The sequence below is a fragment of the Lelliottia sp. RD5 genome, assembly GCF_056032945.1.
Genome location: NZ_JBVYHQ010000003.1, coordinates 590,425 through 615,380, shown reverse-complemented (window position 1 = coordinate 615,380; position 24,956 = coordinate 590,425). Strand labels below are relative to the sequence as shown.

Below are 24,956 nucleotides of genomic sequence, written 5' to 3'. Positions count from 1 at the left end.
CAGTAAATTTAGCTCTATGTTGCTACAGAGCCCTCAATGTTTCAACGAGTAGTAGATCTTTTCTGCCAGCCCTTGCGAAATACCCGGCACTTTTGCAATTTCCTCCACGCTCGCGTTGAGTAGTCCTTGCAATCCCCCCATGTATTTCAACAACATTTGTCGACGTTTTGGCCCAACGCCTTCGATCGTTTCAAGCGTGCTGGTATTTTTCACTTTCGCCCGTTTTTTCCGATGTCCACCAATAGCGTGATCGTGCGACTCATCGCGGATATTCTGGATCACATGCAAAGCGGGAGAATCTGGCGGCAGATTGAAGCCCTCACCTTCAGGCTCAAAGAAAAGCGTTTCCAGGCCAGCCTTACGGTCAGTTCCTTTCGCCACGCCCAGCATCAGCGGATGATGTTTATCCCACGGCACGTCCAACTCGGCAAAAACCTGTTTCGCCTGACCCAACTGCCCTTTCCCGCCATCAATAATGATGACATCAGGGATTTTGCTCTCTTCAATCGCTTTTCCGTAACGGCGACGCAGCACCTGATTCATCGCCGCATAGTCATCACCGGGCGTGATACCCGTAATATTATAGCGGCGGTACTCCGCGCGCAGCGGGCCGTTAGCGTCAAACACCACGCAAGAGGCGACCGTTTGCTCACCCATAGTATGGCTGATGTCGAAACACTCCATCCGCCTCACTTCTGGCAATTTTAACAAGGTCGCCAGGGCGAGTAGGCGCTGATGAATAGTCGATTGCTGAGAGAGTTTGGTGGTGAGTGCGGTCGCCGCATTGGTCCGAGCGAGCTTCAGATAGCGCGCACGGTCGCCGCGCGGTTTGGTCTGGACGTTGACCCGCCGTCCTGCCAGCTCAGAGAGCGAATCCGCCAACAGGGTTTTATCATTGAGAGCAAAGTCGAGCAGAATTTCTGACGGCAACGTACGCATCTGACTGCCCTGCAAATAAAACTGGCCAACAAAGGTTTCCACCACTTCGCCCAACTCTGTGCCAGCGGGCACTTTTGGGAAATAGCTGCGGCTACCAAGAACCTTGCCCTGGCGTATAAACAGAACATGGACGCAGGCCAGCCCGGCATCGAAAGAGACACCAATAACATCCAGATCGTCGCCATTATTGGAAACGAACTGTTTTTCCGTCACCCGACGCACAGCCTGAATTTGATCGCGAATGCGCGCGGCCTCTTCAAACGCCAGCGACTGGCTGGCCTTTTCCATGCGTTCAATCAGCTGCGTCAGGACCTGATCGTCCTTCCCGGCCAGGAATAAGCGCACGTATTCAACCTGCTGCGCGTATTCATCTTCGCTGACCAAACCTGCCACACACGGGCCCAGACAACGTCCAATCTGGTATTGTAGACACGGCCGGGAGCGGTTGCGATAAACGCTATTTTCGCACTGACGAACCGGGAAAATTTTTTGCAGTAACGCCAGCGTTTCACGCACCGCATAGCCGTTTGGGAAGGGACCAAAATACTCCCCTTTCGCATGCTTAGCACCACGGTGCATCGCCAGGCGCGGATGGGTGTCGCCGCTCAGGAAGATAAAAGGATATGACTTGTCGTCACGCAATAAGACGTTGTAGCGCGGCTGATACAGTTTGATGTAGTTGTGCTCAAGCAGAAGCGCTTCTGTCTCCGTATGGGTGACGGTGACATCGATCTGCTGAATTTGCGCCACCAGCGCTTCAGTCTTACGAGAGGCAAGGTTATTGCGAAAATAACTGGAAAGGCGCTTTTTGAGGTCCTTCGCCTTGCCGACGTAGATAACCGTCTCGCCAGCGTCGTACATACGGTATACGCCTGGCTGGCTGGTCACGGTTTTCAGGAAAGATTTAGAATCGAACACATCACTCACTGACTGGTTAGGGTCTCTGTATTACACAGACCATGACGAATAGCCAGGTGAGTGAGTTCGACATCGCCATGAATGTTCAGTTTACTGAACATACGATAGCGGTAGCTGTTCACCGTTTTGGGGCTGAGATTCAGTTGCTCCGAAATCTCATTCACCTTTTGGCCTTTAGTGATCATCAGCATAATCTGCAATTCGCGCTCAGACAAACTGGCAAACGGTGAACCCGTTTTTTCCGGCTCAATCTGGCTCAATGCCATCTGTTGAGCGATATCCGAGGCGATATAGCGCTGCCCGGCATACACGGAACGAATGGCATTCACCACTTCCTGTGGCGCAGCGCCTTTAGTGAGATAACCGGCAGCGCCAGCCTGCATCACTTTCGCGGGCAACGGGTTTTCAGTATGAACGGTCAGCATGATGACTTTAGTATCTACGAAGGCGCGGGCGATTTTGCGCGTGGCTTCAAGCCCACCGATGCCGGGCATATTCATGTCCATCAACACCACATCGGCAGAATGGGTACGGCACCACTTCACGGCGTCTTCACCGCAGCAGGCCTCACCGGCCACTTTAATACCCTTTATATCTTCAAGTATGCGACGTATCCCTGCGCGCACGAGTTCGTGGTCATCAACAAGAAGGACGTTGATCAAAGGAAATGTCTCCAGAAATAGGGATATCGCGACTGACTGCTAATGCGTTTATATTAACGGTTTTCATCCCAAGTTTAAAACGTTAAAAAGGTACAGTACGATTCCGTTCACTTTTTTTGGAAATTAGTCTGTACAGCAAGTGGAAAGAAAAACCCAGTCTAAGTAGCTTTCTTCGCCCTTTTTAAGCGCCTGCATTCAAAAAGTTACAAAAAACAAACACCGTAAGAGCGCAAAAAACAGAAGATATATTTTTGTAACAACAATTAACAACAGCCAAACGAAGCCTAAACAATTAAGGAATATTAAAACATAACAGCAATTATACTTAACTCGGGTTTACCCGAATAAACAAAACAATAAATGTTCAAAAAACAACCACTGCTTTTTTTCCTCTGGCTTATGGTATACTCCGCCGCCTTAACTTTCATCGTCGCGCTCCAGCGCAGTTTTGTAATGAGGAATATCCATGAGCACACCTGAATTCGCCACCGCGGAAAACAACCAAGAACTGGCGCAGGAAGTATCCTGTCTGAAAGCACTGTTAACTCTTATGCTTCAGGCAATGGGCCAGGCCGATGCGGGCCGTGTGATCATTAAGATGGAAAGACAAATCGCGCAGATGGAAGATCAAAACCAGGCTGACGTATTTGCTGGCACAGTTAAGCAAATTAAACAGGCTTACCGTCAGTAAAAAAGAGACGGCTGAACGCAAAGCATTCAGCCGTCTTCGTGTCTGGCACGCAGAACAAGGGTGTTGTCAGATGAAACCGGTCGCCGCCGCATAACACGCAATCTGCGTTTTATTCGGTGCGTTAAATTTCTTCTGCATATTCTTCTGATGGAAATTGACCGTATTTTCTGAGATCGAAAGAATAATTGCGATTTCAGCCGACGTTTTTCCCTCCGCCGTCCACTTCAGAATCTCCTTTTCACGCTTGCTGAATTTCATCTCAGGTGGCATCACCATTTCATCCTCAAATCGCAGCAATGTGGTCAGTGCCATTTGCACCAACATTTGCAGGCGCAATTCTATTTCTTCGCTGTCCATCATTTTACCAAACTGACTGGTGCGAGAAACGGAGAGAAAACCCAGCGCATGATTAGGCAACATCAAACATTGTGTAATGCCCTTACGCAGGCCATGGTCGCGCGCGCCATCCCATAACGCCTGCGCATCCGCAAATAACGCGTCAGTCCAGGGAAGATGCCCCTGCATGAAATTCTCACGCTTTAATACCGGATCAATAGCGAAATAATTTTCTGACTGATATTGCGACATCCATTCAGCCGGATAGCTTGAACGAACGGATATTTTAGGACGCGTAAAGGGAACCGGATGCCTGACACAGAGTGAGTAATAATCGAATTCAAGTGCCTGGGTTTGTTGTTGAAGCTCTTCATACACTTCATCCGCAGAGCCCATATCCTGGAATCGCAGGAAGCAATTCCGTCGCCATGTAAAAAAGTCTGTATCCCTCATACTTACCGAATAAAACCCCTGAAAAAACTAATCATTATTATGGTGAATATAACCTAACACATAAAACTTATTTATATGTATAAAAAATCGTCCCAATTGAGAATTAGTTGCATTTTAGCTGCGCTTAATACGCAAAAGCAGAATAAAAACATCTACAGCTTCGGATAATTAGGGAATATTTTGCTCCAGATTGACCTTCTGGAGCAAATTAATCAAAGAGGGCTATTTCGTCAGGAATTTCTCGAGGAATTGACGCGTACGAGGTTGTTGAGGATTGGTAAACAATTCTTTTGCTGGCCCCTGCTCCACAATGCGCCCCTGATCCATGAAGATTGCTCTGTCCGCCACATCTCTGGCAAAGCTCATCTCATGCGTGACAATCACCAGCGTCCGCTTCTCCTGCGCGAGTTGGCGAATGGTGTTAAGCACTTCGCCAACCAGCTCGGGATCGAGCGCCGAGGTTGGTTCGTCAAACAAAATAACATCGGGGCGCATCGCTAGCGCACGCGCAATCGCGACGCGCTGCTGCTGCCCGCCCGACAGACGACGCGGATAGCTGGTCTCCTTCCCGGAGAGCCCGACTTTGGCCAGCAGTTCGCGGGCGCGTTGAATAGCCTCGTCTTTGGGTTCCCCCTTAACGATGACCGGCCCTTCGATAATATTCTCGATAACCGTGCGATGAGGGAACAGGTTAAAACTCTGGAACACAAAACCGACATGCTGGCGCAGATGGCGAATCAGCGTTTTTTGCTGACCGAGCGACTTCGCGGTATCAATGGTGATATCACCCACGCGAACGGTTCCCTCCTCTGGGTGTTCCAGCAAATTAATACTGCGCAGCAGCGTGGTTTTACCGGAACCACTCGGCCCGATAATTGCCACCACTTCGCCCTCCTGTACCTCGAGATCAATACCGTGAAGAACAGTTTGCCCGTGGAATTTTTTTGTCAGGTTTTTGACGTCAATTGCACTCATTTCGGATCTCGCTCCTGACGATTAAGCTGATTTTCAAAATAGTTTTGCAGCGCGGACAGCACGGTTGCCATCACCCAGTAAATCAGTGATGCGGCCAGATACATGGTGAAAACTTCCAGCGTGCGCGACGTAATCAGCTGCGCCTGACGGAACAACTCCGGCACCTGAATCGTTGCCGCGAGCGAGGTGTCTTTAACCAGACTGATAAAACTGTTGCTCAGCGGCGGGAGCGCCACGCGCGCGGCCTGGGGCAAAATGGCGCGACGCAGCGTTTGCCACGGAGTCATACCAATACTGGCCGCCGCTTCCCACTGACCTTTATCAATGGATGAAATCGCTGCACGTAGCGTCTCAGAGGTATACGCCGCCGTGTTCAGCGACAGGCCAATCATCGCCGCCGGAATAGGATCCAGTTCAATACCAAACTGCGGCAGACCGTAATAAATCATAAACAGCTGGGCGATGAGCGGCGTACCGCGAAATACAGAGATGTAAAAGCGCGCCAGCCAACGCACCGGCAGAATCGGCGACATACGCATCAGCGCCAGAATAAAGCCCAGGACTAAACCAAAGAACATCCCACCCAGACTGAGCTGTAACGTAAACACAGCGCCCTTGAGCAGGTACGGTAGCGAATCAATAACCAGCTGAATACTTTCTTGCATTATCGTTTTTCTACCTGCAATTAGACGTGAGGATGATAGGCAAATAACGCAGGCGCTCCGCCCGTATGCACAAACAGAATTGGGCCTTCATCCTTAAAGCGCTTCTGAGTAATACCGTCAATCAGGCCGGCCATCGCCTTACCCGTGTAAACCGGATCAAGCAAGATCCCTTCCAGACGTGCCAGCAACTTTATCGCTTCCAGCCCTTCATCATTCGGCGTGCCGTAGCCTGGCGCATAATAGTCATCCCACAGCACAATCTCAGCCTGCGCCGGAACTTCCAGCTGCTGCGCGACCGCCTGCTGCAAAGCGAAAACTTTTGGCTTTTGATCCGCCACGCTGCGCGAAACGGTCACCCCAATGAGTTCGACGTCCGGCATCAGTTGCTCAAGCCCGACCGCCAGGCCTGCATGCGTTCCAGCACTGCCCGATGCCACGACCACGGAGGACAAGCTCACTGCGCCTTCACACTGCTGCGCAATTTCCAGCGCGCTTTCAACGTAACCCAGCGCACCAAGCGCATTCGAGCCACCCACCGGAATCACATAAGGCCGAAAGCCCTGCGCTTCTACGCGCGTCGCCAGCGCGTCGAGCTGTTCTACCGGATGAGTTAATGCGTCACACATTTCAATCTGCGCGTTGAACAGATCCAGCAGCAGGCGATTTCCGTTGCTGAGATAGTTTTCCGCACGCGTTCCAATCGGGTTTTCCAGGAGTGCTACGCAGTTCAGCCCAAGTTTTGCGGCCACGGCCGCCGTCTGACGAACGTGGTTAGACTGAATCGCACCCGCGGTGAGCAGGGTATCCGCCCCTTCGCGCAGCGCATCTGCCGCCAAAAACTCCAGCTTACGCAGTTTGTTTCCACCCATGGCCATAGGGGTCACGTCGTCACGTTTAATAAAGATATCGCGCCCTAAATAATCCGAAAACCGCGGTAAATATTCTAGCGGCGTCGGTGCGCCAATGAACTCCAGGCGCGGAAAGCGCGTTAAATTTTGCAGTGACATGGAACCTCCGGTAACTCTGTTTTTGTTTATTATTTTTTATTATGCACGCTAGAACGCCAGAAATAAAAAAGGCGCTTTTAAAAGCGCCTTTTTTTGTCATTTAAGACTTATTTAGTGACGTCAGCACCGAACCATTTCTCAGACAGCGCTTTTAACGTCCCGTCTTTTTGCATATCGGCAATAGCACCGTCGATCGCTTTGACCAGATCGTCGTTGTCTTTACGGACTGCAACGCCAGACTCCTGACGAGAGAACGGCTCACCGGCGACGGCCAGCGTATCTTTGGTTTTCTTCACCAGATCCAGCGCAGCCAGGCGGTCGACCAGGATCGCATCGATACGGCCCACGCGCAGGTCCTGATATTTAGTCGGGTCGTCATCATAGGTGCGGATATCAACACCCTGAACATTCTGACGCAGCCACTCTTCGTAGTTGGTCCCAAGACCGACACCCACTTTTTTACCTTTGAGGTCTGCAGCGGTTTTGATCGTGCCTTCGTTACCTTTCTTCACCAGCGCCTGAATACCTGACACGGTATACGGCGTTGAGAAATCATATTTCTTTTTACGTTCATCGGAAATGGTGACCTGGTTAATCACCACATCAATACGTTTGGAATCCAGTGAAGCCAACATGCCGTCCCATTTGGTCGGTTTCAGCGACGCTTTCACCCCCAGATGTTTCGCCAGCTCTTCGGCAAACTCAACTTCAAAACCGGTCAGCTTGCCATCGTCACCCTGGAAACTGAACGGTGGATACGTTCCTTCCAGCCCAACCAGCAGCGTGCCGCGCTCTTTGACTTTATTCAGTAATCCTTCAGCCGCGAACGTTTTCACGCTCATTCCCGCGACCAGCGCCACAGCCATTACGCCCATCAGCGCCTGACGACCCAGAAGTGCTAATTTCATAATTACCCCGATAGAGTGGTTTTTTGAGTAGTGTAAGGCTTTCGCCTTTGGCGTCAAAGGCGAGTCCGCTACATCTTATTCAATTTTAATATATATCAGAAGTCGCTTCGGCGTAGACTTTCTGCGTAACCGCACCCGGCACATGCGCTTTATATTGCGCGTATTTACGCAGCGCGATGCGATAGTTATTGGTGCTGGTTGCAGGCAACCACGGTTCAAGATTTTCATCCATATAACCGGTTTTCAGTAAGTCGCGGGAGATATTTTGTACCGTCAGATGTTGCCCCAGACGACGCAGACGCACGACGTATTCACGCACGGTCCCGTGGCTCATCTCGGTTTGTTCAAAGAGGAATTGTTTAAAGCCGATAATATCGAAAAAGTCGCTCTGCTCTTTGCAATGCAGATCGCCACAAAAACGACACAAAGCGACCCACTCCTGCTGCTCTTCACGCCACGCGGCTTCATCCATCAGGGTGTCGAGACGGGAGATCGCAATTTTATTCACGATTTCGCCACGACGAACCAGCGTAATACGGTCAAGCAGCTTATTGCAGTGAGCACAATGAGTCTGGCTGTGTTTAAAGTCTTTTAGGTAGCGGCTTAAAGGCCGTCTTTTAGATTGCTGCACCGTCATGATAACTCCTGGTTGTCAATACGTTGTGCGGCATTTTTCGGGCGAATTGACTCGCCTATAACTTACCCAGCTTGGTACGTAAGCGTTTAATGGCCTGGCTGTGCAACTGGCTCACCCTGGACTCCCCCACTTCCAGAACCGCGCCGATCTCCTTAAGATTCAGCTCTTCCTGGTAATAGAGGGTTAACACCAATTGCTCACGCTCAGGCAATGCTTCAATAGCATCCATTACGCGTTGGCGTAAATTACCTTCCAATAATTGGTGTAACGGGTTTTCGTGCTGATTCTCATCAGTCACCAGTTCAACACTATCGCCATGCTCTTCACGCCACTCATCATAGGAAAAGAGTTGGCTGTTATTCGTATCAAGCAACATCTGACGATAATCCTGAACCGCGATACCAAGACGCTCCGCCACTTCAGTTTCTGTCGCGTTTCGTCCCAGCTCTTGTTCCAGTTGCCCTATAGCATGTGCCACTTCGCGTGCATTGCGGCGAACACTTCGCGGTACCCAGTCACGGCTACGCAGTTCGTCCAGCATCGCACCACGAATACGCTGTACTGCGTAAGTCGTAAATGCCGTTCCTTGCAGAGCGTCATATCGATCCACTGCATTCAGTAGACCAATACCGCCCGCCTGTAGCAGGTCGTCCAATTCAACACTCGCTGGCAATCGCACCTGGAGGCGCAATGCTTCGTGACGCACCAGCGGGACATAACGCTGCCACAGCGAGTGTTTATCCATTACACCATCAGCGGTATAGAGTGTATTCACGATAAACAGCCCTGCGTTAATTGAGTTATCGGCATGATTATCCGATTCTGGAGGGGTTTTAATCGGGTGAATAGTGGGTGAAATGAGGGGTTATTTGAAGGGTAATGATGCATGCCGTAAAGCATGCATCATTAAAAACTGATGCTAATTGTTAAAATCAGCCTTTTTTGCACAACAGAAATATGCTTGAACATAAGTCCGGATAATGATGGCCTAGCTGGTAACAACCCTCGAGATATTGTTTTGAAACAATATCTGTTTGTAAAAGTTTGTCCCATTGGAAATTGGCCATCGCCTTGAAAAATATCCCTGTACGATATACTACATCAAGACCAGCAAGCCGGGCATCACGTTCAAGAGTATCAAGGGAATAAGTGCAGCGATGCCCATGTAGGAACTCTGAATGCGTTACAGCATCATTATGGCTAATCAAACCCATTTTAACGGCAATCTGACGTGAAGCCGCATGCGCATTCGGGCAAACAAGGAAGAAATGTCCGCCTTCAGCGAGCCACTCATCATTCACACGTTTCAATAAACTTACCGGATCATCAATGTGTTCAAGCACATGTGTCAGCACAATATTATCGTAACGGCGCGGGAGTACGACATCCTCGAAGCGAGAATGTACATAAGTGATCTCTTCTCCGAGACGCTCCCTCGAAGTGTCAAGAGCCTCTTGTGATGCCTCCACACAGGTAATATCAGAGAAGTTAGCCATCAGTCGTGCAGTAAAGTCGCCTTTAAAACTCCCTAACTCCAGCAAACTGCCTTTGTTGAAAAATGGACTAAACGAACGAATCATAAACGGATGCATAACGTCGAAATCAAAATTGTAAGCATACTGATGATCCGCAGTGTCTTTAATTTCCTGGTTATAGTCTCGGGTTTTCATTTTTTTATCTCGCTTTGGAGCATCATGGTCACTATCGAACGCTGAGTAGCAACCGCGCTAAATCCATATTTATAATAAAGCCGTTGTGCAGTAAAATTATTTTCGTCTACTTCAAGGCGGATACGGAAAGCACCAGCCTCCTGCAGTTTATTGATGCACCACGTCAATAATTGGCCACCTAAACCACACTGCTGAAATTCCGGTATAACCGAAACGTTAGTAATAAATCCTATCCCCGTTTTGCTGTCGAAATATGCAGCAACGAGACCGATAAGTGTCATTCCGTGCCACGCCTCAAAACATTGAGCATGAAGCACAATTTTTGATGCATAAGATGCAATGTCGATTTTAGCCGTCAGATTCTGCAAGAAAAAATCATCACATCGATTAAGATGCGCAATCACGTTCTCACTCACAACACTATTTTGCTCAAATCGAATTTCGGTCATAACATCATTTCCGCCAGGCCAAATCCTTCTTTACCAAAGGCATTCCCGTTGTACAACAAATACACTTTTCCCTCACAACGAAAGAGATGCGGGTAGCATTGCATTTCGCTGTCCCATTCACCCTCTGATGATAATTGTGCAACCTGACTGTCATCTCGATTCCAGTTGAGTAAATCGACTGACGATGCATATCCCAGTCTATAGCCCCTTCCATGCTGCGACCGGAAATCGAAACATTCGCGATAACAGAAGATCATATGATAGCGCCCACCCGCTTCAATAACGGTGGGGAGTGCCTGACATTCATCATCACCCAGAACAGAATCAATGATTGTTTTGCTATCACGTTCCCAGTCGATACCGTCATCCGACTTTGCATGAGCAATTTTGTAAATACGATCTGGCTCAGCTTCTGATGACTTTTTTTTCCACCCAGTGCCAAAGATATACCACATGTGAAAACATCCATCAGCGTGAATGACAAAAGCGTCACCAACAAGGTGTGGTTCATTAAGAGACGCCGCCATGACTGGTCCATTAGCGAAGCGCTTGAAGCTTTCGCCTTGATCCTCGCTGATCGCAAGACCAATAGCAGTATCGACAGAGACCGAGACTCGACGATTCCATCCAGTCGTCCATGCCAGAATTTTGCCTTCATGTCGCAAAACGTTGAAAGGGAAAATACCATGTTCGTCGAAAGTACCCAGTTCTCCTGGACCGATAACCGGTCCAGGGCTCATACGGATCACTTTTTGCAGCGATTTATCCATATCGGCATAACAAACGCGACTGATGAATTTCCCTGTAGTGATATCCTGTTCGCGGGTAGAAAAATAGATGCGAACATAGTCGTCGAAGACCAATGCTTGTGGCGACTGAGCAAATCCTACCCCGTTCGGCAGAGGCGGATTGTGCGTCGGAGAATAAATCAGGCCATACTTTTCCCAACTGATCATCAGCATAGCTCCCCTTCCAGTTTTGCCAGCCCAAAGCCATAACGTCCGACCTGATCACCGAGGTAAGCCATATACACTTCACCATCCAACTCAAAAACGTGGGGATAGCTGATCATTTCGGCATCCCATCCGAATGCTGAAACATCAATGCCTGCTTTGCTGTCATCACGATGCCACTCGGTAAGATCTGTGCTCCACGCATAACCAATACGATAGCCATTTTGTTTACCGCGATAATTCGCGCTATAACGGTAGCTAAAGAACATATGGTATTTACCTTTGGCAAAGAAAACGTCAGGGCTAGCCTGGGCCTCATCATCCTCTATACGGCTGGGGATCAGATCTTTGTTGAGCTTTTTCCAGTTAACTCCGTCGGATGAGGTGGCCATACGGATTTTGTATACGGGTTCAGCGCGCCCATCGACTTTCTTCCATTTACGTCCGGCAATGTAAAACAATTGCCACTGCCCGTTGAAGCGTCTGATTTTTGGGCCACTCATAACAAAAGGCTCATCAGGTGAATAACTTATTGCGGGTCCTGGGCCTGTTTTTTTAAAGGTTTCACCATCGTCGTAACTTTCAGCCATGCCAATCGCCACGTTAAAAGGAACCGATTCGCAACGCGTCCAACCCGCATACCATGCCTTCACCACGCCTTCATCACGCACAACGGAGACCGGATAAGTTCCAAACTCATCAAATTCACCATGCCCACCAAGTGAGAGGATCGGTTTCTTAGCAAAGCGGAGCACCTTAAACAAATCGTGACGTGCAAGGTCTACCCATGCGGAATAACTCACATACATTCCCTTTTCGTCCGCAGGTGGACGGCAGGAAAAATAAACGCGGACAAAATCATCAAAAACCAACGTGGCAGGCGCCTGAGCAAACTCTTTCAGCCACGGAAGATGCGTTATTTCCTGAGGGGTAAAAACTTTGCCCAATTTTTTCCATGTGAACATATCAATTCAACTCATAGCCAATTTTCAGACGCTGTACGACTTCGTCACGCGAGTTAAACATCATGACGTCAATTATCGAGAGCCAAGGAATAAATCCTGCCTCAGAATGTGAATATTGCCATGGCTTTGGTTGAATAAATTTCAACACAACACCATTGTTTGCAAAATCCTGAGGGGAATAAAGAGAAACACCGCCGGGTGGATTTATGTAACATTTTGCGTTAAGCACCCGACATATCTCAAGAACGCGATCCTGAGATTTTAAATTGTGATCGGCTGGGATAGTCGAAGAAACCAGCAATTCACTGCGTAAACCTAAAAAATCACGCAATGCTAAAAGGGATTGATATAAATAATCAAATAAATTATTGCTGTCATTCATGATTATTTTCTCGAGTACTGGCATTACTTCTCGAAAATAAGGTGCTCGCTGATACGCACCAGCGATCTGATTACATAATTTCGTGCGCTCAAATGAAAGAGAAAGCTCGCGCGCACCTATATCAAGATAATCTGAATCATTTTTCAACGAAAGCGAGATGAGACTCTCGACACCACGATTTTGTATACGATTACGATTTATCCAGCCCTTTTTAGTGTACTTAATATTGTCGTACACCACAAAAGTATCAACCGAAGCCATTAGCTGGAAGTAACCTATGTAAGGAAAAAAATAAGGTTGCATAATCGCCAGATTCATAATCGCGATTCCTATCCATTGACCACAAGAGCGGGTGCATCGAATGATGATGCAGCATCGAAAAGCTCTTTGATAACAGAAATAATACGAGTCTGATCGGATTCACTCAGCCCTGGAAAAATCGGCAGACATAACACAGCATAAGATATTTCACTCGCGACGGGTAAATGCTGCGCATTCGCCGTTGGGAAATGGCGATACATAGGAAATGCACTGATCAGCGGATAAAAATAACGACGTGCATAAATATCATGCTGACGCAGCGCAGCATAAATCTCGTCGCGACTAACTGCCGATTTTTCCCTAATCAGTACAGGGAAGTAAGAGTAGTTCCAATTGATGTTCTCAGCGGGAGTAATAAATTCAATTTGGGGCAAGACATCACGTAGAAGACCAACGTAGCGTTGATATATTATTGCTCGTTCATTCAGTGCACTATCAATATATTTCAGTTGCAACAAACCCATCGCAGCCTGAACTTCATTCATCTTTGCGTTGATCCCCGGTGCCATTACAACTGTTTCATCGGCAAAACCAAAATTTTTGAGATAATCAATTCGTTGTTTGGTTTTTGCATCATGACATATTATTGCGCCGCCTTCGAATGTATTAAATACTTTCGTCGCATGGAAGCTTAACACCGATAAATCGCCATAATTCAGGATACTGATATCATCCTGTTTTACGCCAAAGCAGTGGGCAGCATCATAGATGACCTTCAGACCGTAAGTATCTGCGATCCGCTGGATACGTTCCATATCGCAAGGAATTCCATAACAATGCACAGGCATAATAGCGGTGGTTTTAGGAGTAATTAACTCCTCAATGCGGTCCGGGTCAATATTGAAGGTCACTGGATCTATGTCAGCAAAAACTGGCGTGAGATCGTTCCACAGAAGGCTGTGGGAAGTTGCGACAAAAGAATAAGGTGTGGTAATCACTTCCCCAGAGATACGTAAAGTTTGCAGTGCCGTTAACAATGCAAGCGTGCCGTTAGAAAACAGGCAGACGTATTTTACTCCGAGATAATCCGCAAGCGCTTGCTCTAACTGTTGATGAAACTGACCACCGTTAGTGAGAATTTTACTTTCCCAAAGTTTTTCAAGGTAAGGAATAAACTCCTCCAACGGTGGGAGCAGCGGGCTCGTAATATAAACATTGTTATTCATTTGCGCACCTTCAAAATAAAACGGTATTTACCTTCGCTGGTGGGATTTCTCCGCCACGAATCACCTTACTCTTCTACGGTAAAACTTTGCGCAGGTTGCCCCGCACAGTGAATTTGCCATGCTTTACGCAGCGCTTTATCCAACAGATCTGCTACACCAGAACTGTCCTGCATTAGTGGCATATTTTTTCGCATTCTCTGTCGCCAGCTATTCAGTTCTTCGAGGTTGCTCTGCCACGCGATGGCTTTCTCGATGTAATCTTCCTGACTCGTCGCGATAAAGGTTTGCAGACCATAAATGTGCATGATTTCCACGCCCTGTCGGGAGGACGTTGTTGCGCCCGCAATGCTCAGCGTCGGGACCCCCATCCAGACGGCATGACTGGTCGTGGTACCGCCGGTGTAAGGGAAGGAGTCGAGCAAAATATCCACTTCATGATGCATTTTCAGATAGTTTTCAAGACCCGTGGTTTTACGGAAAATCAGCTGGGATTCCAGCACCCCGAGCGCACAGAGTTTTTTGCGATACCGAGCAATCATTTCGTCGTCGTCCATAAAGCCAATCAGCAATTTGGCCGTCGGATTACGCGCCATGATCTGGGCCCAAAGAGCAAAAACATGATGATTGAGTTTTTTAGGGCGATTGAAGCTGCCATAGGTGAAATAGCCATTGCTCAGTGCAGGCAGCGGATTAACTTCTGGGCTACGCTCGCTTGGCGCAAAGAAGCTTCGCAGAGGCATATAGAGCAATTTTTCAGTATATTGGTCGTCCATCTCCCCCGGTTTTCCAAGTCCTGGGGTGACAATTCGATAATCCATTTGCTCCAGCCCGGAGGACCCAGGGTAGCCTAACCAGGTGATCTGTACTGGCGCAGGTTTAAAGCCAAACACCGGCAACCGGCTTCCCGTTGTATGGCCTGATAAGTCGATCAGAATATCAATCTGATCTTCGGCGATTTGTTTCGCCAGTTCCGCGTCACTGTATTCTGTTGCCATGCGCCACAATGTCGCGGTTTGCTCATAATGATCTCGAACATGGTCAGGACGGTCGATGGTACTGTAGGCAATTAAATCAAAATGTTCTCGATCCAGATTGTTCCAGAACGGCAGGAAGAAATTGCTAACTGGATGGATGCGAAGATCGCCGGAAACAAATCCGACGCGCAGTTTGCGGTGCGGATCTTTATTCCCGCTGTGAGTTATGGTCACCTGCTGTGAGGCACACCATTCGTTCACCTGATGACCATATTTTTGATGAGCCGCAAAAAGCTCCTCAGGCGATACGCTGGCATCATGACTCATGACAAACAGCAGGCTGGTATAGACGTCAAAATCAGGGCTTCTCAGCGACAACGCCTTTTCGAGAAAATACCGTGCATCAGTTATTTTTTGGTTATCACTGAGGATAATGCCCAAAATACTAAGGAAATACGGTACATCGGCATGAATGCGAATCGAGTGACGAGCACACTTCTCAGCGATGGCAATCTCACGGCGCTCGTGATAGATACATGCAAGCAAATTCCAGCAGTTAGCATTTTGATCGTTAATACGCAGCAAAGCGCGCAATAGCTTGCGTGCTTCAAGAAGTTCGTTGGTCTTAAACAGCGCGGTCGCCAGATCGAAATAGCTATCCCAATGCATGGAATATTGCCCGAGCAAACGGCTGGTGAGCAGAAGTGATGGATGCCAGGCGCCCATCAGCAGGTTCGATCGTGCCTGACAGCGCAGCAGATGAACATTTTCCGGATCGTCTTTAAGTAAGTTAGCGACACGGTCTCGTCCTTCTTTATGACGCCCCTGTTTAATTAGCGCGTTAACCTCATCGTACAAACTGTCATACTGCTTATCATCACCGTTAACGGTGAGTTGGAGATTAACCTTAGCTAAGAAACCACCATACTTTTGTTCACAGCTAAACATCAGCAAGGCGATATAAACTTGCTTGATAACAGCCACATCATTGGATTTCATAAAGCTTTGCAGCGCAATTCGCCAGGCATCAATCGAGCCGACCAGCAAACCTTTTTCACGCAGCGTGCTAAACAACGCCCAGCTGGATGCATCGCTGAACGTCACGCCACGCGTGGCAAATCCCCACTCTTTACGGCTAAGCGTGACGCTTTGTCCCCAGTAATTACTGAGGGTGATGCTCTCTTGCTGTGCAAAGGCGTCCTCTGTCAGAGACACAATCAGGCGTAATGCATCGTCTGTCGCCACGTTATAAGCAGAAGGCACAGCGCTAACAATCAATCCATTTATTGAATTCGCCAGCAGATCCTGCAGCGACGCAACCAGCTCGGCGCGATTATTACTGTTGGTATTTTCCGGGAATCGGCAGTGGAAAAGCAGTTGATCGAACGTCAAGCTCAATGGCCAAACTTCGGTCAAGACATCAAGCACTTGCAGAGTCGTGGTATTTTCCGTTTTCAGCGGTGTGCCATCCAGTCCGAGATGACCATTAGCGATCACACCATAGCTATTGATCTGGCGCTTGAAACAGCCTGCCCAATGTAAATGCTCAACTGATTTCAGGTCTGGCGTAGCCGCAGCGTCGTGCGCTCCAGCATGCGAGAGGAGGCTAAAACGTTCGCGGCGGTTGACGGCAAGATCAAGATACTGCTGGCTTTTCTCACGCGAGCTGCCGCCGCTAATCAGGGCATGCATCTGTCCGGTCTGGATGCCGAACGTGTTCGCCACTTCAGACTGGGGAACGGCATCGCCAACATAGCTAAAGCCCGCATCGGTAATTTGCTGATGGAAATCCGCGAAATAATCGGCCTGATTGATATTGCCAAGATAGCGGAACGCGAGCGTCAGATCGCTGCTCTGCTCTGCGTCAGTGACCTGATTTTTCAGGGTCCCTTCGGGCAGCGTCATCGCCAAATAGCTGAGCATCCCGCGCGCGGAATCCAGCTGAGCGTCGAGCCCCTCTGCGCTACCAGCGTGAAAGCTGAGTGAGTCCTGTAACGTTTTCGCATCGTGCGCACCCGGCAGTACCTGCCAGTGAATCGCCATCATGCCCTGTGCGGAAAGGTGCTTCTGGCACCAGGCCAGCAGCGCTGTGCGCTCGTCGCCTCCCATCAGAGAGAACAGGCCGCGCAGGATGATGTAATCAAATTCACCCAAATCGGAGGCCAGCAGATCGGCAAGCCCGGCATGATGCAGCTCAATGTTCGCCAGTGCAAACTGCGCTATCTGCTGTTGACCGCGAGCGATGTCGTCTTCATGAATATCGACGCCAATCGCCACGCTTGCTGGCCAGGCCAGCGCGTTGGCAATCAACGATTCACCCTGCCCGCATCCCAGCTCCAGAATACGCGCCTCAACGGGAATAACCGCATCAGCGAGATAAAGCGAGGCCGCCGCATGGAGTGCAGCCGGCGTAGAGCGAGAGGCAGAGTAAACGCGTGTCACGATAACGTATCCAAAATAAAGAATTAAACTGTCTTTGCCGGGACTCAGGCCACTGGCAGATATTTGCTATTCAGCTGGCGTTTGTAATCCTGGTATGGACCCGCGACGTTTTTCTTCGTGGTCACCACCCAGCTAAACGCCGTGTCGGAATGCCTGATATCAATAAGTTCTTCCGTCGGTTCGCGACCAATGGCCATCTGCTCAACCGGGGATAAGATATCAACCGCAAAAGAGAGCGCGATTTGATCGAGGAACCATTCGGCTTTGTCACACGCCAGGTTAACGTCGATGAAATGCCCCACCGCCGCAAAATATTTTTGTGAGATTTCACCGCCGCGGGTATAGACGAACCCGGCTGGGATCTGTTCCCAGAGCGGTAGCCCCTGATGATGCGAGAAGATCAGTTCGTTATCCTGGTAGCGCGTTTTGACTTCAGCCCACGATTTTCTTACCAGGCAATCGGCGTCCAGCACCATAACCGGCCCGGCGATTTTCTCAATCGCATGGCTCAGGAAGACAAAACGGCGACAGGCGTAATGCACGTTGACCGCTTTTACCGCCGCAAAATACTCGCTACTCAATGAAATCGACAGACCTGGCAGTTTTTCACCAAGCGACTTCAAATGCGAAATCATTTCTGCGTCGCAGTTATAAATGTGGACATGGACATTCAGCGCCGTGCCGTTGGTTTCATAGAGGGAGAGCAGCAGCGCAATAGCGTGTTCGTAGTAATAGCCTTTATCGCACGCCACCAGCACGGTCGTTTTGCCGTTATCTTCCGGCGCGATCAGCCATTCGTACCGAGATGCATCCAGTTTTGGCGGGGGTTCAGCCAGTGGTCGGAAATCAATAAACGAATCGGGATAACCACCCAGCTTATAGATGCAGCACACCACCATCACCAGCGTCATGCGATCTTCGCCAATCAGATCGGCATTGGACGTTAACTGCTGAATCACCACATGCGCCTGGTTGTAATCCTCTTCCATCAGGCAGATGAGCAGCAGGATTTTAAGCACGCTCGGCGTTTCGCTGAGCGTTGAAAGATTGTTAGAGATCAGGAACAGCACCGAGTCGATTTCATTGACGCGAAACAGCAGTTGAATAGAAGCCACCAGATAATTCACATTGTCCGAGAGTTCCATGGCTTCTACGACTTTACGGGTGATCAGCGCGACCTTTTCAGGTGCCAGCGGTCCGTCAGAACCGCCATCGAATGCACCGTTGGCGAGTGCAATAGCACTCATCATCAGCTTGAGCGCCCGATCGTTTTCCGTGTCTAAATCGGTTTCCGCATCCCAGAGTTTCGCTTCAAGCGACTCGAAATCGGCATTCGCGTAGTTCAGTATTTCGACCACGAGATGCGCAGGCAGAACATCGGCTTCGGGCAAAGAGATCGTACGGGTAAAAATATCCCGATAAAATTGATGCAGGGCTCGAGTACGAGCGTAATTATTCATATTTTACGTGACCTGTGGTGACACAATTTTTAGCCAATGCTGCAGATGCTGAAAGGTTATCACCGTGGCGGCAACCATAATGGCGGGAACAAAACCTAAATGAAGGGCTTATTTTCGATATTAGAAAGTGAGTGGAGTGACGTAATTAAGGAAGAGAGACAAAAAAAAGGCTGCTGTTTCCAGCAACCTTTTCTGTATTTTCTGCGAAATTAACGCAGCAGGGACAGCATCGCCTGAGGAACCTGGTTTGCCTGAGACAGTACAGAAGTACCAGCCTGCTGCAGGATCTGCGCGCGAGACATGTTAGAAACTTCGGTAGCGTAGTCAGCATCCTGAATACGGGACTGTGCAGCAGACAGGTTGCTGATAGAGTTGTTCAGGTTGTTGATGGTAGATTCGAAACGGTTCTGAATCGCACCCATGTTTGAACGAGCACCATCGATTTTAGCGATAGCGGCGTCAGCTGCAGAGATTACGGTCTGTGCAGTTGAGTTGTTAGAAATGGTGGTGCTCAGAGTGGAGCTCAGAGTACCAGAAGTTGCGTTGATCAGCGCGGTGCTGTCAATTTTGATGGTGTCGTTAGCAGAAGTACCCGCACCAACCTGAATGCTCAGGGAGGTAGATACTGCACCGTTCAGCAGGCTCTTACCGTTGAAGTTAGCACCACCCGCGATACGGTCGATTTCAGACAGACGCTGAGTGATTTCAGTGTTAACTGAAGTCAGGTCGGTAGAACCGTTGGTGTCGTTTGCTGCCTGAACTGCCAGCTCACGGATACGCTGTAAGTTGGAGTTGATTTCGTTCAGGTTACCTTCAGCGGTCTGCACCAGAGAGATACCGTCGTTGGCGTTACGTGCTGCCTGAGTCATCCCTTTAATCTGGGAGGTCATACGGTTAGCAATCGCCTGGCCAGCAGCATCATCTTTAGAGCTGTTGATACGCAGACCAGAAGACAGACGCTCGATAGCGGTACCCAGGGAAGACTGAGATTTGTTCAGGTTGTTCTGAGTAGTCAGGGACAACAGGTTAGTATTGATAACTGCCATGATTAAATTCCTTCAAATTGATTTTTAGGGTCGGTGTCTAACACTCACGGCGTCTCTCACCGTCAACAAGGTTATCGACGGGTCTGAAAAAGACTTTAGAAAATATCGAAGGTATTTTTTAATTAACTGTTTTTAAAAGAATTTTTTTTCATCCACGCTTTAAGCATTCCTTTTTCGCGTTCAAAATCTCGCCTCCCGTGCATACGCATTGCGCGCTTTATTAAGGGTCGAGCCTGGATTTGAACTGTCGAGGCGAGCGTTATGCTTCTATAAGCCTCCGTTTGAGGGGGTAATTCCACGATTTATTTTTTTGAGCTTACCGTAAACTTTTCCGGTGTATGGCCGATATAAGTCTGAAACTACCATTGACAAGGAACAATGTATGGCGACTATCAGTAACCTCGGCGTCGGTTTGCCTGGGCTGTCAGACCTGTACGATAAGTTACAGGCTGCTGAAGAGACAAAATTAACGGCCATTGCTACGCAGAAAACCAAATACGATGCGCAGATTACGGGTTACGGTAAATTGCAAAGCGCCCTGACCAATCTGCAAACCGCTGCGGCTAAGCTGGCTAACACTGATACCTGGAACTCAACGACGGTTACCAGCACCAATACCGCGTTCGCTGCCACTACCTCAACAAATGCTAACGTTGGCGAGTTTACGGTTAACGTCAGCAAGATTGCGAAAGGCCAGGTTCTGACGACAGCGCCAGGCACCATTGATAGCAATACGAAACAGCTGGGCGGCACTACAGCGGATAACACCCGTACAATTACCATCACCCAGGCTGGCGCTGACAGCAAACCGATGACGGTGAAACTGGCAGACGGTGATACATCGCTGAATGGCATTGCGAAAGCGATTAACGCAGCCAACGGCGGCGTGACCGCAAGCGTAATCAAATCCGATACCGGTGATTATCGCTTGATGCTGTCCTCAAAAACCACCGGTACTGATTCAGATATGACCGTATCAGTGACGGGCGATGACGCGCTGAACGACGTGATTGGCAGTGCAGCCCTGAACGAGCAGGTCAAATCGCAAAATGCCGTTGTGAACGTTAACGGTATCGACATCATCCGTCAGAGCAACGTGATCAACGACGCGATGCCAGGGGTGACCCTAACCCTGAAAGCACAGAGCACTGCAGATGAAACGCTGTCAGTAACGCGTTCCACCACGGATAATAAAAAAGCCATTACTGACTGGGTTACAGCCTATAACTCATTACAGTCAACCATTGCTTCTCTGACCAAATACGAACCGCCTGCGACGGGTGCTACCGCCCAGTCTTCCAGCAACGGCGTATTGATGGGTGACAGCACTATCAGGGGAGTACAGTCCGATCTGCGCTCTTTATTGACCAATGTCCAGAGTGGATCGTATGCCATTATGGCGCAGTTGGGCATCACCCAGGATCCTATCAAAGGCGCTGACGGCGCAGTTGGGAATCTGAAAATTGATGACAAGAAGCTGACCCAGGTGTTAGCAGATAACCCAGCTGGCGTGCAGGCTTACTTTGTTGGTGACGGCAAAACGACCGGTTTCGCGACCCAAATGAATAACAAACTGACCGATATGCTCAGCACCTCCGTCGGCAAAGAAGGGGTTATTCAAAATGCGAAAGATGGTATCAACGCGACACTGAAATCCATCGGCAAGCGTTATGAAGCGATGGAACTCACCATCGATGCCACGATGGCGCGTTACAAAAAACAATTTAGTGATTTAGATGCCCTGGTCACCAAATTTAACGGTACCGCCAGCTATCTAACTCAACAGTTCAGCAATAAGTAGTAGAAGAGAAAGGAACCACTATGTATAGCAAATCTGGTGTACAGGCCTATCAGAAGGTAGGTGTTGAATCTGCCGTCTTAAGTGCCAGCCCGCACCAGTTGGTTGTCATGCTATTCGACGGTGTCCATAGCGCGCTTGTTCGAGCGCGCCTGTTCCTTGAGCAGGGTGATATCCCTGCTAAAGGCGAAGCGCTCTCGAAAGCCATCAATATTATCGACAATGGACTTAAAGCTGGGCTGAACATGGATGTTGGGGGCACGCTTCCCCATAATCTATCAGCACTTTACGACTATATGGTACGCCGTTTGTTGCACGCTAACCTGCGTAACGACGTTGAGGCTATCGTTGAAGTTGAAGCACTGCTGCTTAATATTTCCGACGCCTGGAAGCAAATCAATCCAGGTTTTCCTCCCACGCAGGATCAATTTTGATGAAAGACTCCAGCTTATCCCTAAAAAAGTGGCATGCACTTTCTGCACTGAGTAATACCATGCTGAGCCTTGCTCAATCCGGGAAATGGGATGAGCTTATTGAACAGGAGGTCGCCTACGTTTCGCTGGTAGAAAAGATCAGCGTTACCCCTTTCCCGCCTGACAGTAAGCATATACAGGAACAGGCGATGGTGATGCTGAACAATGTGCTGCAGAATGAAATGACGCTAAAAATTCTGCTGCAGGAGCGGATGGATGAACTGCACGGTCTGATGGCTCAGACCGGCAAGCAGAAAAATGTGAATATTACCTACGGAAGGCTTTCCGGTAACGTTTTGTTTCCCGGAGAGATCAATCAGTAATCCACATTAGCGGTTTATCATCCATACTCCAGAGATTCGCCGATAACGGCCTCTGGAGCACGGAAGATGAAAAATCCCACGCTATTACAATGTTTTCACTGGTACTACCCCACCGGCGGTGAATTGTGGCCGGAAGTGACGGCCCTGGCTCCCAATCTTAACGAAATCGGCATCAACATGATTTGGCTGCCCCCCGCCTATAAAGGTGCATCGGGTGGTTATTCTGTTGGCTACGACTCGTACGATTTATTCGATCTCGGTGAATTTGATCAAAAAGGCTCTATTGCCACTAAATATGGTGATAAGGCCCAATTGCTTGAAGCCATCGCGGCGTTAAAAAGTAATGACATTGCGGTGCTGCTGGACGTGGTGGTGAACCACAAAATGGGTGCGGATGAAAAAGAGCCCATCCGTGTGCAGCGCGTCAATGAGCAGGACCGAACCCAGATCGATGAAGAAGTCATCGAATGCGAAGCCTGGACCCGCTACACCTTCCCTGTCCGCGGTGGACAATATTCTCAGTTTGTCTGGGATTTCAAATGCTTTAGCGGCATTGATCATATCGAAAACCCGAACGAGGACAGCATCTTCAAGATCGTCAATGATTACACCGGCGAAGGCTGGAACGATCAGGTCGATAACGAGATGGGGAATTTCGACTATTTGATGGGCGAAAATATCGATTTTCGCAATCATGCCGTGACGGAAGAGATCAAATACTGGGCACGTTGGGTCATGGAACAGACCCAGTGCGACGGTTTTCGACTCGATGCAGTCAAACATATCCCCGCCTGGTTCTACAAAGAGTGGATCGAACACGTCCAGGAAGTGGCGCCAAACCCGCTGTTTATCGTGGCCGAATACTGGTCCCATGAAGTCGACAAATTGCAGCAGTACATTGAGCAGGTTGAAGGTAAAACCATGCTGTTCGACGCCCCGCTGCAAATGAAATTTCATGAAGCGTCTCGTCAGGGGCGTGACTATGACATGAGCCAGATTTTCACCGGTACGCTGGTGGAAGCCGATCCGTTCCACGCGGTGACGCTGGTGGCGAACCATGACACCCAACCCCTTCAGGCGTTAGAGGCCCCGGTAGAATCCTGGTTTAAACCCCTCGCCTACGCGTTAATCCTGCTGCGCGAAAACGGTGTGCCCAGCGTGTTTTATCCCGATCTCTTTGGCGCAAACTATGAAGACACCGGCGGTGACGGCGAAACGTACCCTATTGAGATGCCGATTATCGAACAGCTGCACGAGCTGATCCTCGCCCGTCAACGTTTTGCCCATGGGGTGCAGACGCTCTATTTTGATCATCCAAACTGTATTGCGTTCAGCCGCAGCGGTACGGACGAAGAACCGGGCTGTGTGGTGGTGCTGTCGAACGGTGACGAGGGCGAAAAAGCGATCTGTCTGGGCGAGAATTACGGCAACAAGAGCTGGCGTGATTTTCTCGGCAATCGTGAGGAGACGGTCACTACTGCCGCAGATGGCGAAGGCACGTTTACCTGTAACGGCGGAAGCGTGAGTATTTGGGTCATGGAGGATGTGCTGTAACGGAGGAAAGTGTGTTTGCCGGGTAAGGCAGTGTTGCCACCCGGCACACAATTTATGGCAAGGTGCTTTCGAGAGGATTTTTAGTCAGGTATTGCGTGCATTCCACCGTTGGGCGGTCGACGCGTTGTAATTCCATACCATCATATTCCAGGGTATTGCCTTCGCGTTCCAGCTGATAGACATCCAGTTTGCGCGTGACGTTATAGAAATCATCTGAGCGCAGCATGATTTTACCTGGCACAGCGACAACCCGCTGCCACTGACGGCAATCCAGCGTGTCGCCCTCTTTTGTCACCACAAGCGTTGCGATCGCCTGCGGACTCACCATTTTGCTTTGCGGCCCTTTCGACTGCCAATAGCCCGCCAGATCTGCAGGGACCGGATGTTTAACCACATCCTGATAATTATCGACCTGCACACACCCGGTCAACGCCATCAGCGCGCCAACCATCACTATTTTTTTCATCATCTTTCCTGCCTGCGAAGAAAAAAATATTGTGGCATTAAAGCTTTAAAGCCGCCAGCGCAAGATGCTGAATGAATGGCAAGGACTACACCTGCATCGACATCATATGACCGTGTATTTTTCATAATCGACTAAACCCGCCCAAGAGCGCACTACAAAACAGGCTGTTAACGTCGACCAAAACATCAGTCGTCTAAATTCGAGTTAGAACGAGTGATGCTTTATGCCCCATATATGCCCCATCACATCACCGGGCAGTCATCGAACTCACCAGAACGAGCATCGTTGATGATGTACGTGATCACCACTTTAGATCAACCGGT

The 24,956-nt window shown here is 49.2% G+C and carries 25 protein-coding genes and 1 pseudogene; 6 read left to right on the top strand and 20 right to left on the bottom strand.

The window, feature by feature from the left end:
- Positions 1–33 precede the first annotated feature (33 nt).
- Both uvrC and uvrY read right to left on the bottom strand, forming a co-directional pair.
- Entirely contained in the window at positions 34–1,866 is a 1,833-nt protein-coding gene (gene uvrC / locus AC0LWE_RS13960; RefSeq protein ID WP_219347622.1) for an excinuclease ABC subunit UvrC, read from the bottom strand.
- On the bottom strand, positions 1,863–2,519 hold the full coding sequence (gene uvrY, locus AC0LWE_RS13955) for a UvrY/SirA/GacA family response regulator transcription factor (protein ID WP_059179648.1): 657 nt from the start codon (positions 2,517–2,519) through the stop codon (positions 1,863–1,865). Before uvrY ends, uvrC begins: the two co-directional genes overlap by 4 nt.
- A 360-nt stretch (positions 2,520–2,879) precedes the next feature.
- Between uvrY and AC0LWE_RS13950 the strand changes: the two genes are divergently transcribed.
- Together AC0LWE_RS13950 and AC0LWE_RS13945 are read left to right on the top strand one after the other, a co-directional pair.
- Positions 2,880–2,999 (top strand): hypothetical protein, encoded by a 120-nt coding sequence (locus tag AC0LWE_RS13950; RefSeq protein ID WP_419720701.1) that lies wholly within the window; start codon positions 2,880–2,882, stop codon positions 2,997–2,999.
- The gene (locus AC0LWE_RS13945; protein WP_059179647.1) at positions 2,986–3,210 is read left to right on the top strand and encodes a DUF2594 family protein; all 225 of its coding nucleotides are present in this window, start codon (positions 2,986–2,988) and stop codon (positions 3,208–3,210) included. The genes AC0LWE_RS13950 and AC0LWE_RS13945 overlap by 14 nt, the downstream gene beginning before the upstream one ends.
- Positions 3,211–3,276: 66 nt before the next feature.
- Here AC0LWE_RS13945 and sdiA read toward each other — a convergent pair whose 3' ends face one another.
- From sdiA to AC0LWE_RS13865, 16 genes are all read right to left on the bottom strand, one after another.
- Positions 3,277–3,999: a transcriptional regulator SdiA gene (gene sdiA / locus AC0LWE_RS13940; RefSeq protein WP_059179646.1), complete on the bottom strand. Its 723-nt coding sequence runs from the start codon at positions 3,997–3,999 to the stop codon at positions 3,277–3,279.
- 222 nt (positions 4,000–4,221) lie between these two features.
- Entirely contained in the window at positions 4,222–4,974 is a 753-nt protein-coding gene (gene tcyN, locus AC0LWE_RS13935; protein WP_202667590.1) for an L-cystine ABC transporter ATP-binding protein TcyN, read from the bottom strand.
- On the bottom strand, positions 4,971–5,639 hold the full coding sequence (tcyL, locus tag AC0LWE_RS13930; RefSeq protein ID WP_059179644.1) for a cystine ABC transporter permease: 669 nt from the start codon (positions 5,637–5,639) through the stop codon (positions 4,971–4,973). Before tcyL ends, tcyN begins: the two co-directional genes overlap by 4 nt.
- A gap of 20 nt (positions 5,640–5,659) precedes the next feature.
- The gene (dcyD, locus tag AC0LWE_RS13925; protein WP_202667589.1) at positions 5,660–6,646 is read right to left on the bottom strand and encodes a D-cysteine desulfhydrase; all 987 of its coding nucleotides are present in this window, start codon (positions 6,644–6,646) and stop codon (positions 5,660–5,662) included.
- 107 nt (positions 6,647–6,753) lie between these two features.
- Complete coding sequence (gene tcyJ, locus AC0LWE_RS13920; RefSeq protein ID WP_059179642.1) at positions 6,754–7,554, bottom strand: cystine ABC transporter substrate-binding protein; 801 nt, start codon at positions 7,552–7,554, stop codon at positions 6,754–6,756.
- Between the two features lie 85 nt (positions 7,555–7,639).
- The gene (fliZ, locus tag AC0LWE_RS13915) at positions 7,640–8,191 is read right to left on the bottom strand and encodes a flagella biosynthesis regulatory protein FliZ (RefSeq protein ID WP_059179641.1); all 552 of its coding nucleotides are present in this window, start codon (positions 8,189–8,191) and stop codon (positions 7,640–7,642) included.
- Positions 8,192–8,246: 55 nt separating this feature from the next.
- A complete protein-coding gene (locus tag AC0LWE_RS13910) occupies positions 8,247–8,966 on the bottom strand; it encodes an RNA polymerase sigma factor FliA (RefSeq protein ID WP_015959511.1) in 720 nt (239 codons plus the stop codon).
- A 157-nt stretch (positions 8,967–9,123) separates the two neighbouring features.
- Positions 9,124–9,861: a class I SAM-dependent methyltransferase gene (locus AC0LWE_RS13905; protein ID WP_202667588.1), complete on the bottom strand. Its 738-nt coding sequence runs from the start codon at positions 9,859–9,861 to the stop codon at positions 9,124–9,126.
- The gene (locus AC0LWE_RS13900) at positions 9,858–10,310 is read right to left on the bottom strand and encodes a GNAT family N-acetyltransferase (RefSeq protein ID WP_202667587.1); all 453 of its coding nucleotides are present in this window, start codon (positions 10,308–10,310) and stop codon (positions 9,858–9,860) included. The genes AC0LWE_RS13905 and AC0LWE_RS13900 overlap by 4 nt, the downstream gene beginning before the upstream one ends.
- Entirely contained in the window at positions 10,307–11,272 is a 966-nt protein-coding gene (locus AC0LWE_RS13895; protein ID WP_234593723.1) for a glycoside hydrolase family protein, read from the bottom strand. Before AC0LWE_RS13895 ends, AC0LWE_RS13900 begins: the two co-directional genes overlap by 4 nt.
- Positions 11,266–12,228: a glycoside hydrolase family protein gene (locus AC0LWE_RS13890; protein ID WP_219347621.1), complete on the bottom strand. Its 963-nt coding sequence runs from the start codon at positions 12,226–12,228 to the stop codon at positions 11,266–11,268. Before AC0LWE_RS13890 ends, AC0LWE_RS13895 begins: the two co-directional genes overlap by 7 nt.
- Position 12,229: 1 nt before the next feature.
- Positions 12,230–12,928, bottom strand: coding sequence for a WbqC family protein (locus tag AC0LWE_RS13885; protein WP_219347620.1), 699 nt, complete (start codon positions 12,926–12,928; stop codon positions 12,230–12,232).
- 11 nt (positions 12,929–12,939) lie between these two features.
- Positions 12,940–14,097 (bottom strand): DegT/DnrJ/EryC1/StrS family aminotransferase, encoded by a 1,158-nt coding sequence (locus AC0LWE_RS13880; RefSeq protein WP_202667584.1) that lies wholly within the window; start codon positions 14,095–14,097, stop codon positions 12,940–12,942.
- Between the two features lie 65 nt (positions 14,098–14,162).
- The gene (locus tag AC0LWE_RS13875; RefSeq protein ID WP_202667583.1) at positions 14,163–17,513 is read right to left on the bottom strand and encodes a bifunctional class I SAM-dependent methyltransferase/glycosyltransferase; all 3,351 of its coding nucleotides are present in this window, start codon (positions 17,511–17,513) and stop codon (positions 14,163–14,165) included.
- 44 nt (positions 17,514–17,557) lie between these two features.
- The gene (locus AC0LWE_RS13870; RefSeq protein ID WP_202667582.1) at positions 17,558–18,973 is read right to left on the bottom strand and encodes a hypothetical protein; all 1,416 of its coding nucleotides are present in this window, start codon (positions 18,971–18,973) and stop codon (positions 17,558–17,560) included.
- A gap of 209 nt (positions 18,974–19,182) precedes the next feature.
- Positions 19,183–20,019 carry a flagellin N-terminal helical domain-containing protein gene (locus AC0LWE_RS13865; protein ID WP_133629953.1) on the bottom strand — a complete coding sequence of 279 codons (837 nt, stop codon included), beginning with the start codon at positions 20,017–20,019 and terminating at the stop codon, positions 19,183–19,185.
- A gap of 382 nt (positions 20,020–20,401) precedes the next feature.
- On the opposite strand from AC0LWE_RS13865, the gene fliD reads away from it, so the two are divergent.
- The 4 genes from fliD (at position 20,402) to amyA (ending at position 24,167) form a co-directional block, all read left to right on the top strand.
- A complete protein-coding gene (gene fliD / locus AC0LWE_RS13860) occupies positions 20,402–21,820 on the top strand; it encodes a flagellar filament capping protein FliD (RefSeq protein ID WP_219347619.1) in 1,419 nt (472 codons plus the stop codon).
- 20 nt (positions 21,821–21,840) lie between these two features.
- On the top strand, positions 21,841–22,251 hold the full coding sequence (fliS, locus tag AC0LWE_RS13855) for a flagellar export chaperone FliS (RefSeq protein ID WP_015959526.1): 411 nt from the start codon (positions 21,841–21,843) through the stop codon (positions 22,249–22,251).
- A complete protein-coding gene (gene fliT, locus AC0LWE_RS13850) occupies positions 22,251–22,613 on the top strand; it encodes a flagella biosynthesis regulatory protein FliT (protein WP_059179627.1) in 363 nt (120 codons plus the stop codon). Before fliS ends, fliT begins: the two co-directional genes overlap by 1 nt.
- Before the next feature lie 66 nt (positions 22,614–22,679).
- Positions 22,680–24,167: an alpha-amylase gene (gene amyA / locus AC0LWE_RS13845; protein WP_131488538.1), complete on the top strand. Its 1,488-nt coding sequence runs from the start codon at positions 22,680–22,682 to the stop codon at positions 24,165–24,167.
- A gap of 52 nt (positions 24,168–24,219) precedes the next feature.
- On the opposite strand, the gene yedD is transcribed toward amyA, so the two are convergent.
- The gene (gene yedD / locus AC0LWE_RS13840) at positions 24,220–24,633 is read right to left on the bottom strand and encodes a lipoprotein YedD (RefSeq protein WP_202667609.1); all 414 of its coding nucleotides are present in this window, start codon (positions 24,631–24,633) and stop codon (positions 24,220–24,222) included.
- A 242-nt stretch (positions 24,634–24,875) separates the two neighbouring features.
- Positions 24,876–24,938: pseudogene (locus AC0LWE_RS13835) on the bottom strand (HumD family translesion DNA polymerase); the annotation flags it as partial.
- Positions 24,939–24,956: the final 18 nt, after the last annotated feature.

Coding starts and splice junctions, on each gene's coding strand:
- AC0LWE_RS13865 (WP_133629953.1), bottom strand. CDS start 20,019: ATGGCAGTTATCAATACTAACCTGTTGTCCCTGACTACTCAGAACAAC.
- amyA (WP_131488538.1), top strand. CDS start 22,680: ATGAAAAATCCCACGCTATTACAATGTTTTCACTGGTACTACCCCACC.
- fliZ (WP_059179641.1), bottom strand. CDS start 8,191: ATGACGGTGCAGCAATCTAAAAGACGGCCTTTAAGCCGCTACCTAAAA.
- fliD (WP_219347619.1), top strand. CDS start 20,402: ATGGCGACTATCAGTAACCTCGGCGTCGGTTTGCCTGGGCTGTCAGAC.
- AC0LWE_RS13870 (WP_202667582.1), bottom strand. CDS start 18,973: ATGAATAATTACGCTCGTACTCGAGCCCTGCATCAATTTTATCGGGAT.
- tcyN (WP_202667590.1), bottom strand. CDS start 4,974: ATGAGTGCAATTGACGTCAAAAACCTGACAAAAAAATTCCACGGGCAA.
- AC0LWE_RS13880 (WP_202667584.1), bottom strand. CDS start 14,097: ATGAATAACAATGTTTATATTACGAGCCCGCTGCTCCCACCGTTGGAG.
- tcyL (WP_059179644.1), bottom strand. CDS start 5,639: ATGCAAGAAAGTATTCAGCTGGTTATTGATTCGCTACCGTACCTGCTC.
- dcyD (WP_202667589.1), bottom strand. CDS start 6,646: ATGTCACTGCAAAATTTAACGCGCTTTCCGCGCCTGGAGTTCATTGGC.
- AC0LWE_RS13890 (WP_219347621.1), bottom strand. CDS start 12,228: ATGTTCACATGGAAAAAATTGGGCAAAGTTTTTACCCCTCAGGAAATA.
- tcyJ (WP_059179642.1), bottom strand. CDS start 7,554: ATGAAATTAGCACTTCTGGGTCGTCAGGCGCTGATGGGCGTAATGGCT.
- fliS (WP_015959526.1), top strand. CDS start 21,841: ATGTATAGCAAATCTGGTGTACAGGCCTATCAGAAGGTAGGTGTTGAA.
- AC0LWE_RS13895 (WP_234593723.1), bottom strand. CDS start 11,272: ATGCTGATGATCAGTTGGGAAAAGTATGGCCTGATTTATTCTCCGACG.
- AC0LWE_RS13885 (WP_219347620.1), bottom strand. CDS start 12,928: ATGAATCTGGCGATTATGCAACCTTATTTTTTTCCTTACATAGGTTAC.
- fliT (WP_059179627.1), top strand. CDS start 22,251: ATGAAAGACTCCAGCTTATCCCTAAAAAAGTGGCATGCACTTTCTGCA.
- AC0LWE_RS13905 (WP_202667588.1), bottom strand. CDS start 9,861: ATGAAAACCCGAGACTATAACCAGGAAATTAAAGACACTGCGGATCAT.
- sdiA (WP_059179646.1), bottom strand. CDS start 3,999: ATGAGGGATACAGACTTTTTTACATGGCGACGGAATTGCTTCCTGCGA.
- AC0LWE_RS13950 (WP_419720701.1), top strand. CDS start 2,880: ATGTTCAAAAAACAACCACTGCTTTTTTTCCTCTGGCTTATGGTATAC.
- yedD (WP_202667609.1), bottom strand. CDS start 24,633: ATGAAAAAAATAGTGATGGTTGGCGCGCTGATGGCGTTGACCGGGTGT.
- AC0LWE_RS13945 (WP_059179647.1), top strand. CDS start 2,986: ATGAGCACACCTGAATTCGCCACCGCGGAAAACAACCAAGAACTGGCG.
- AC0LWE_RS13900 (WP_202667587.1), bottom strand. CDS start 10,310: ATGACCGAAATTCGATTTGAGCAAAATAGTGTTGTGAGTGAGAACGTG.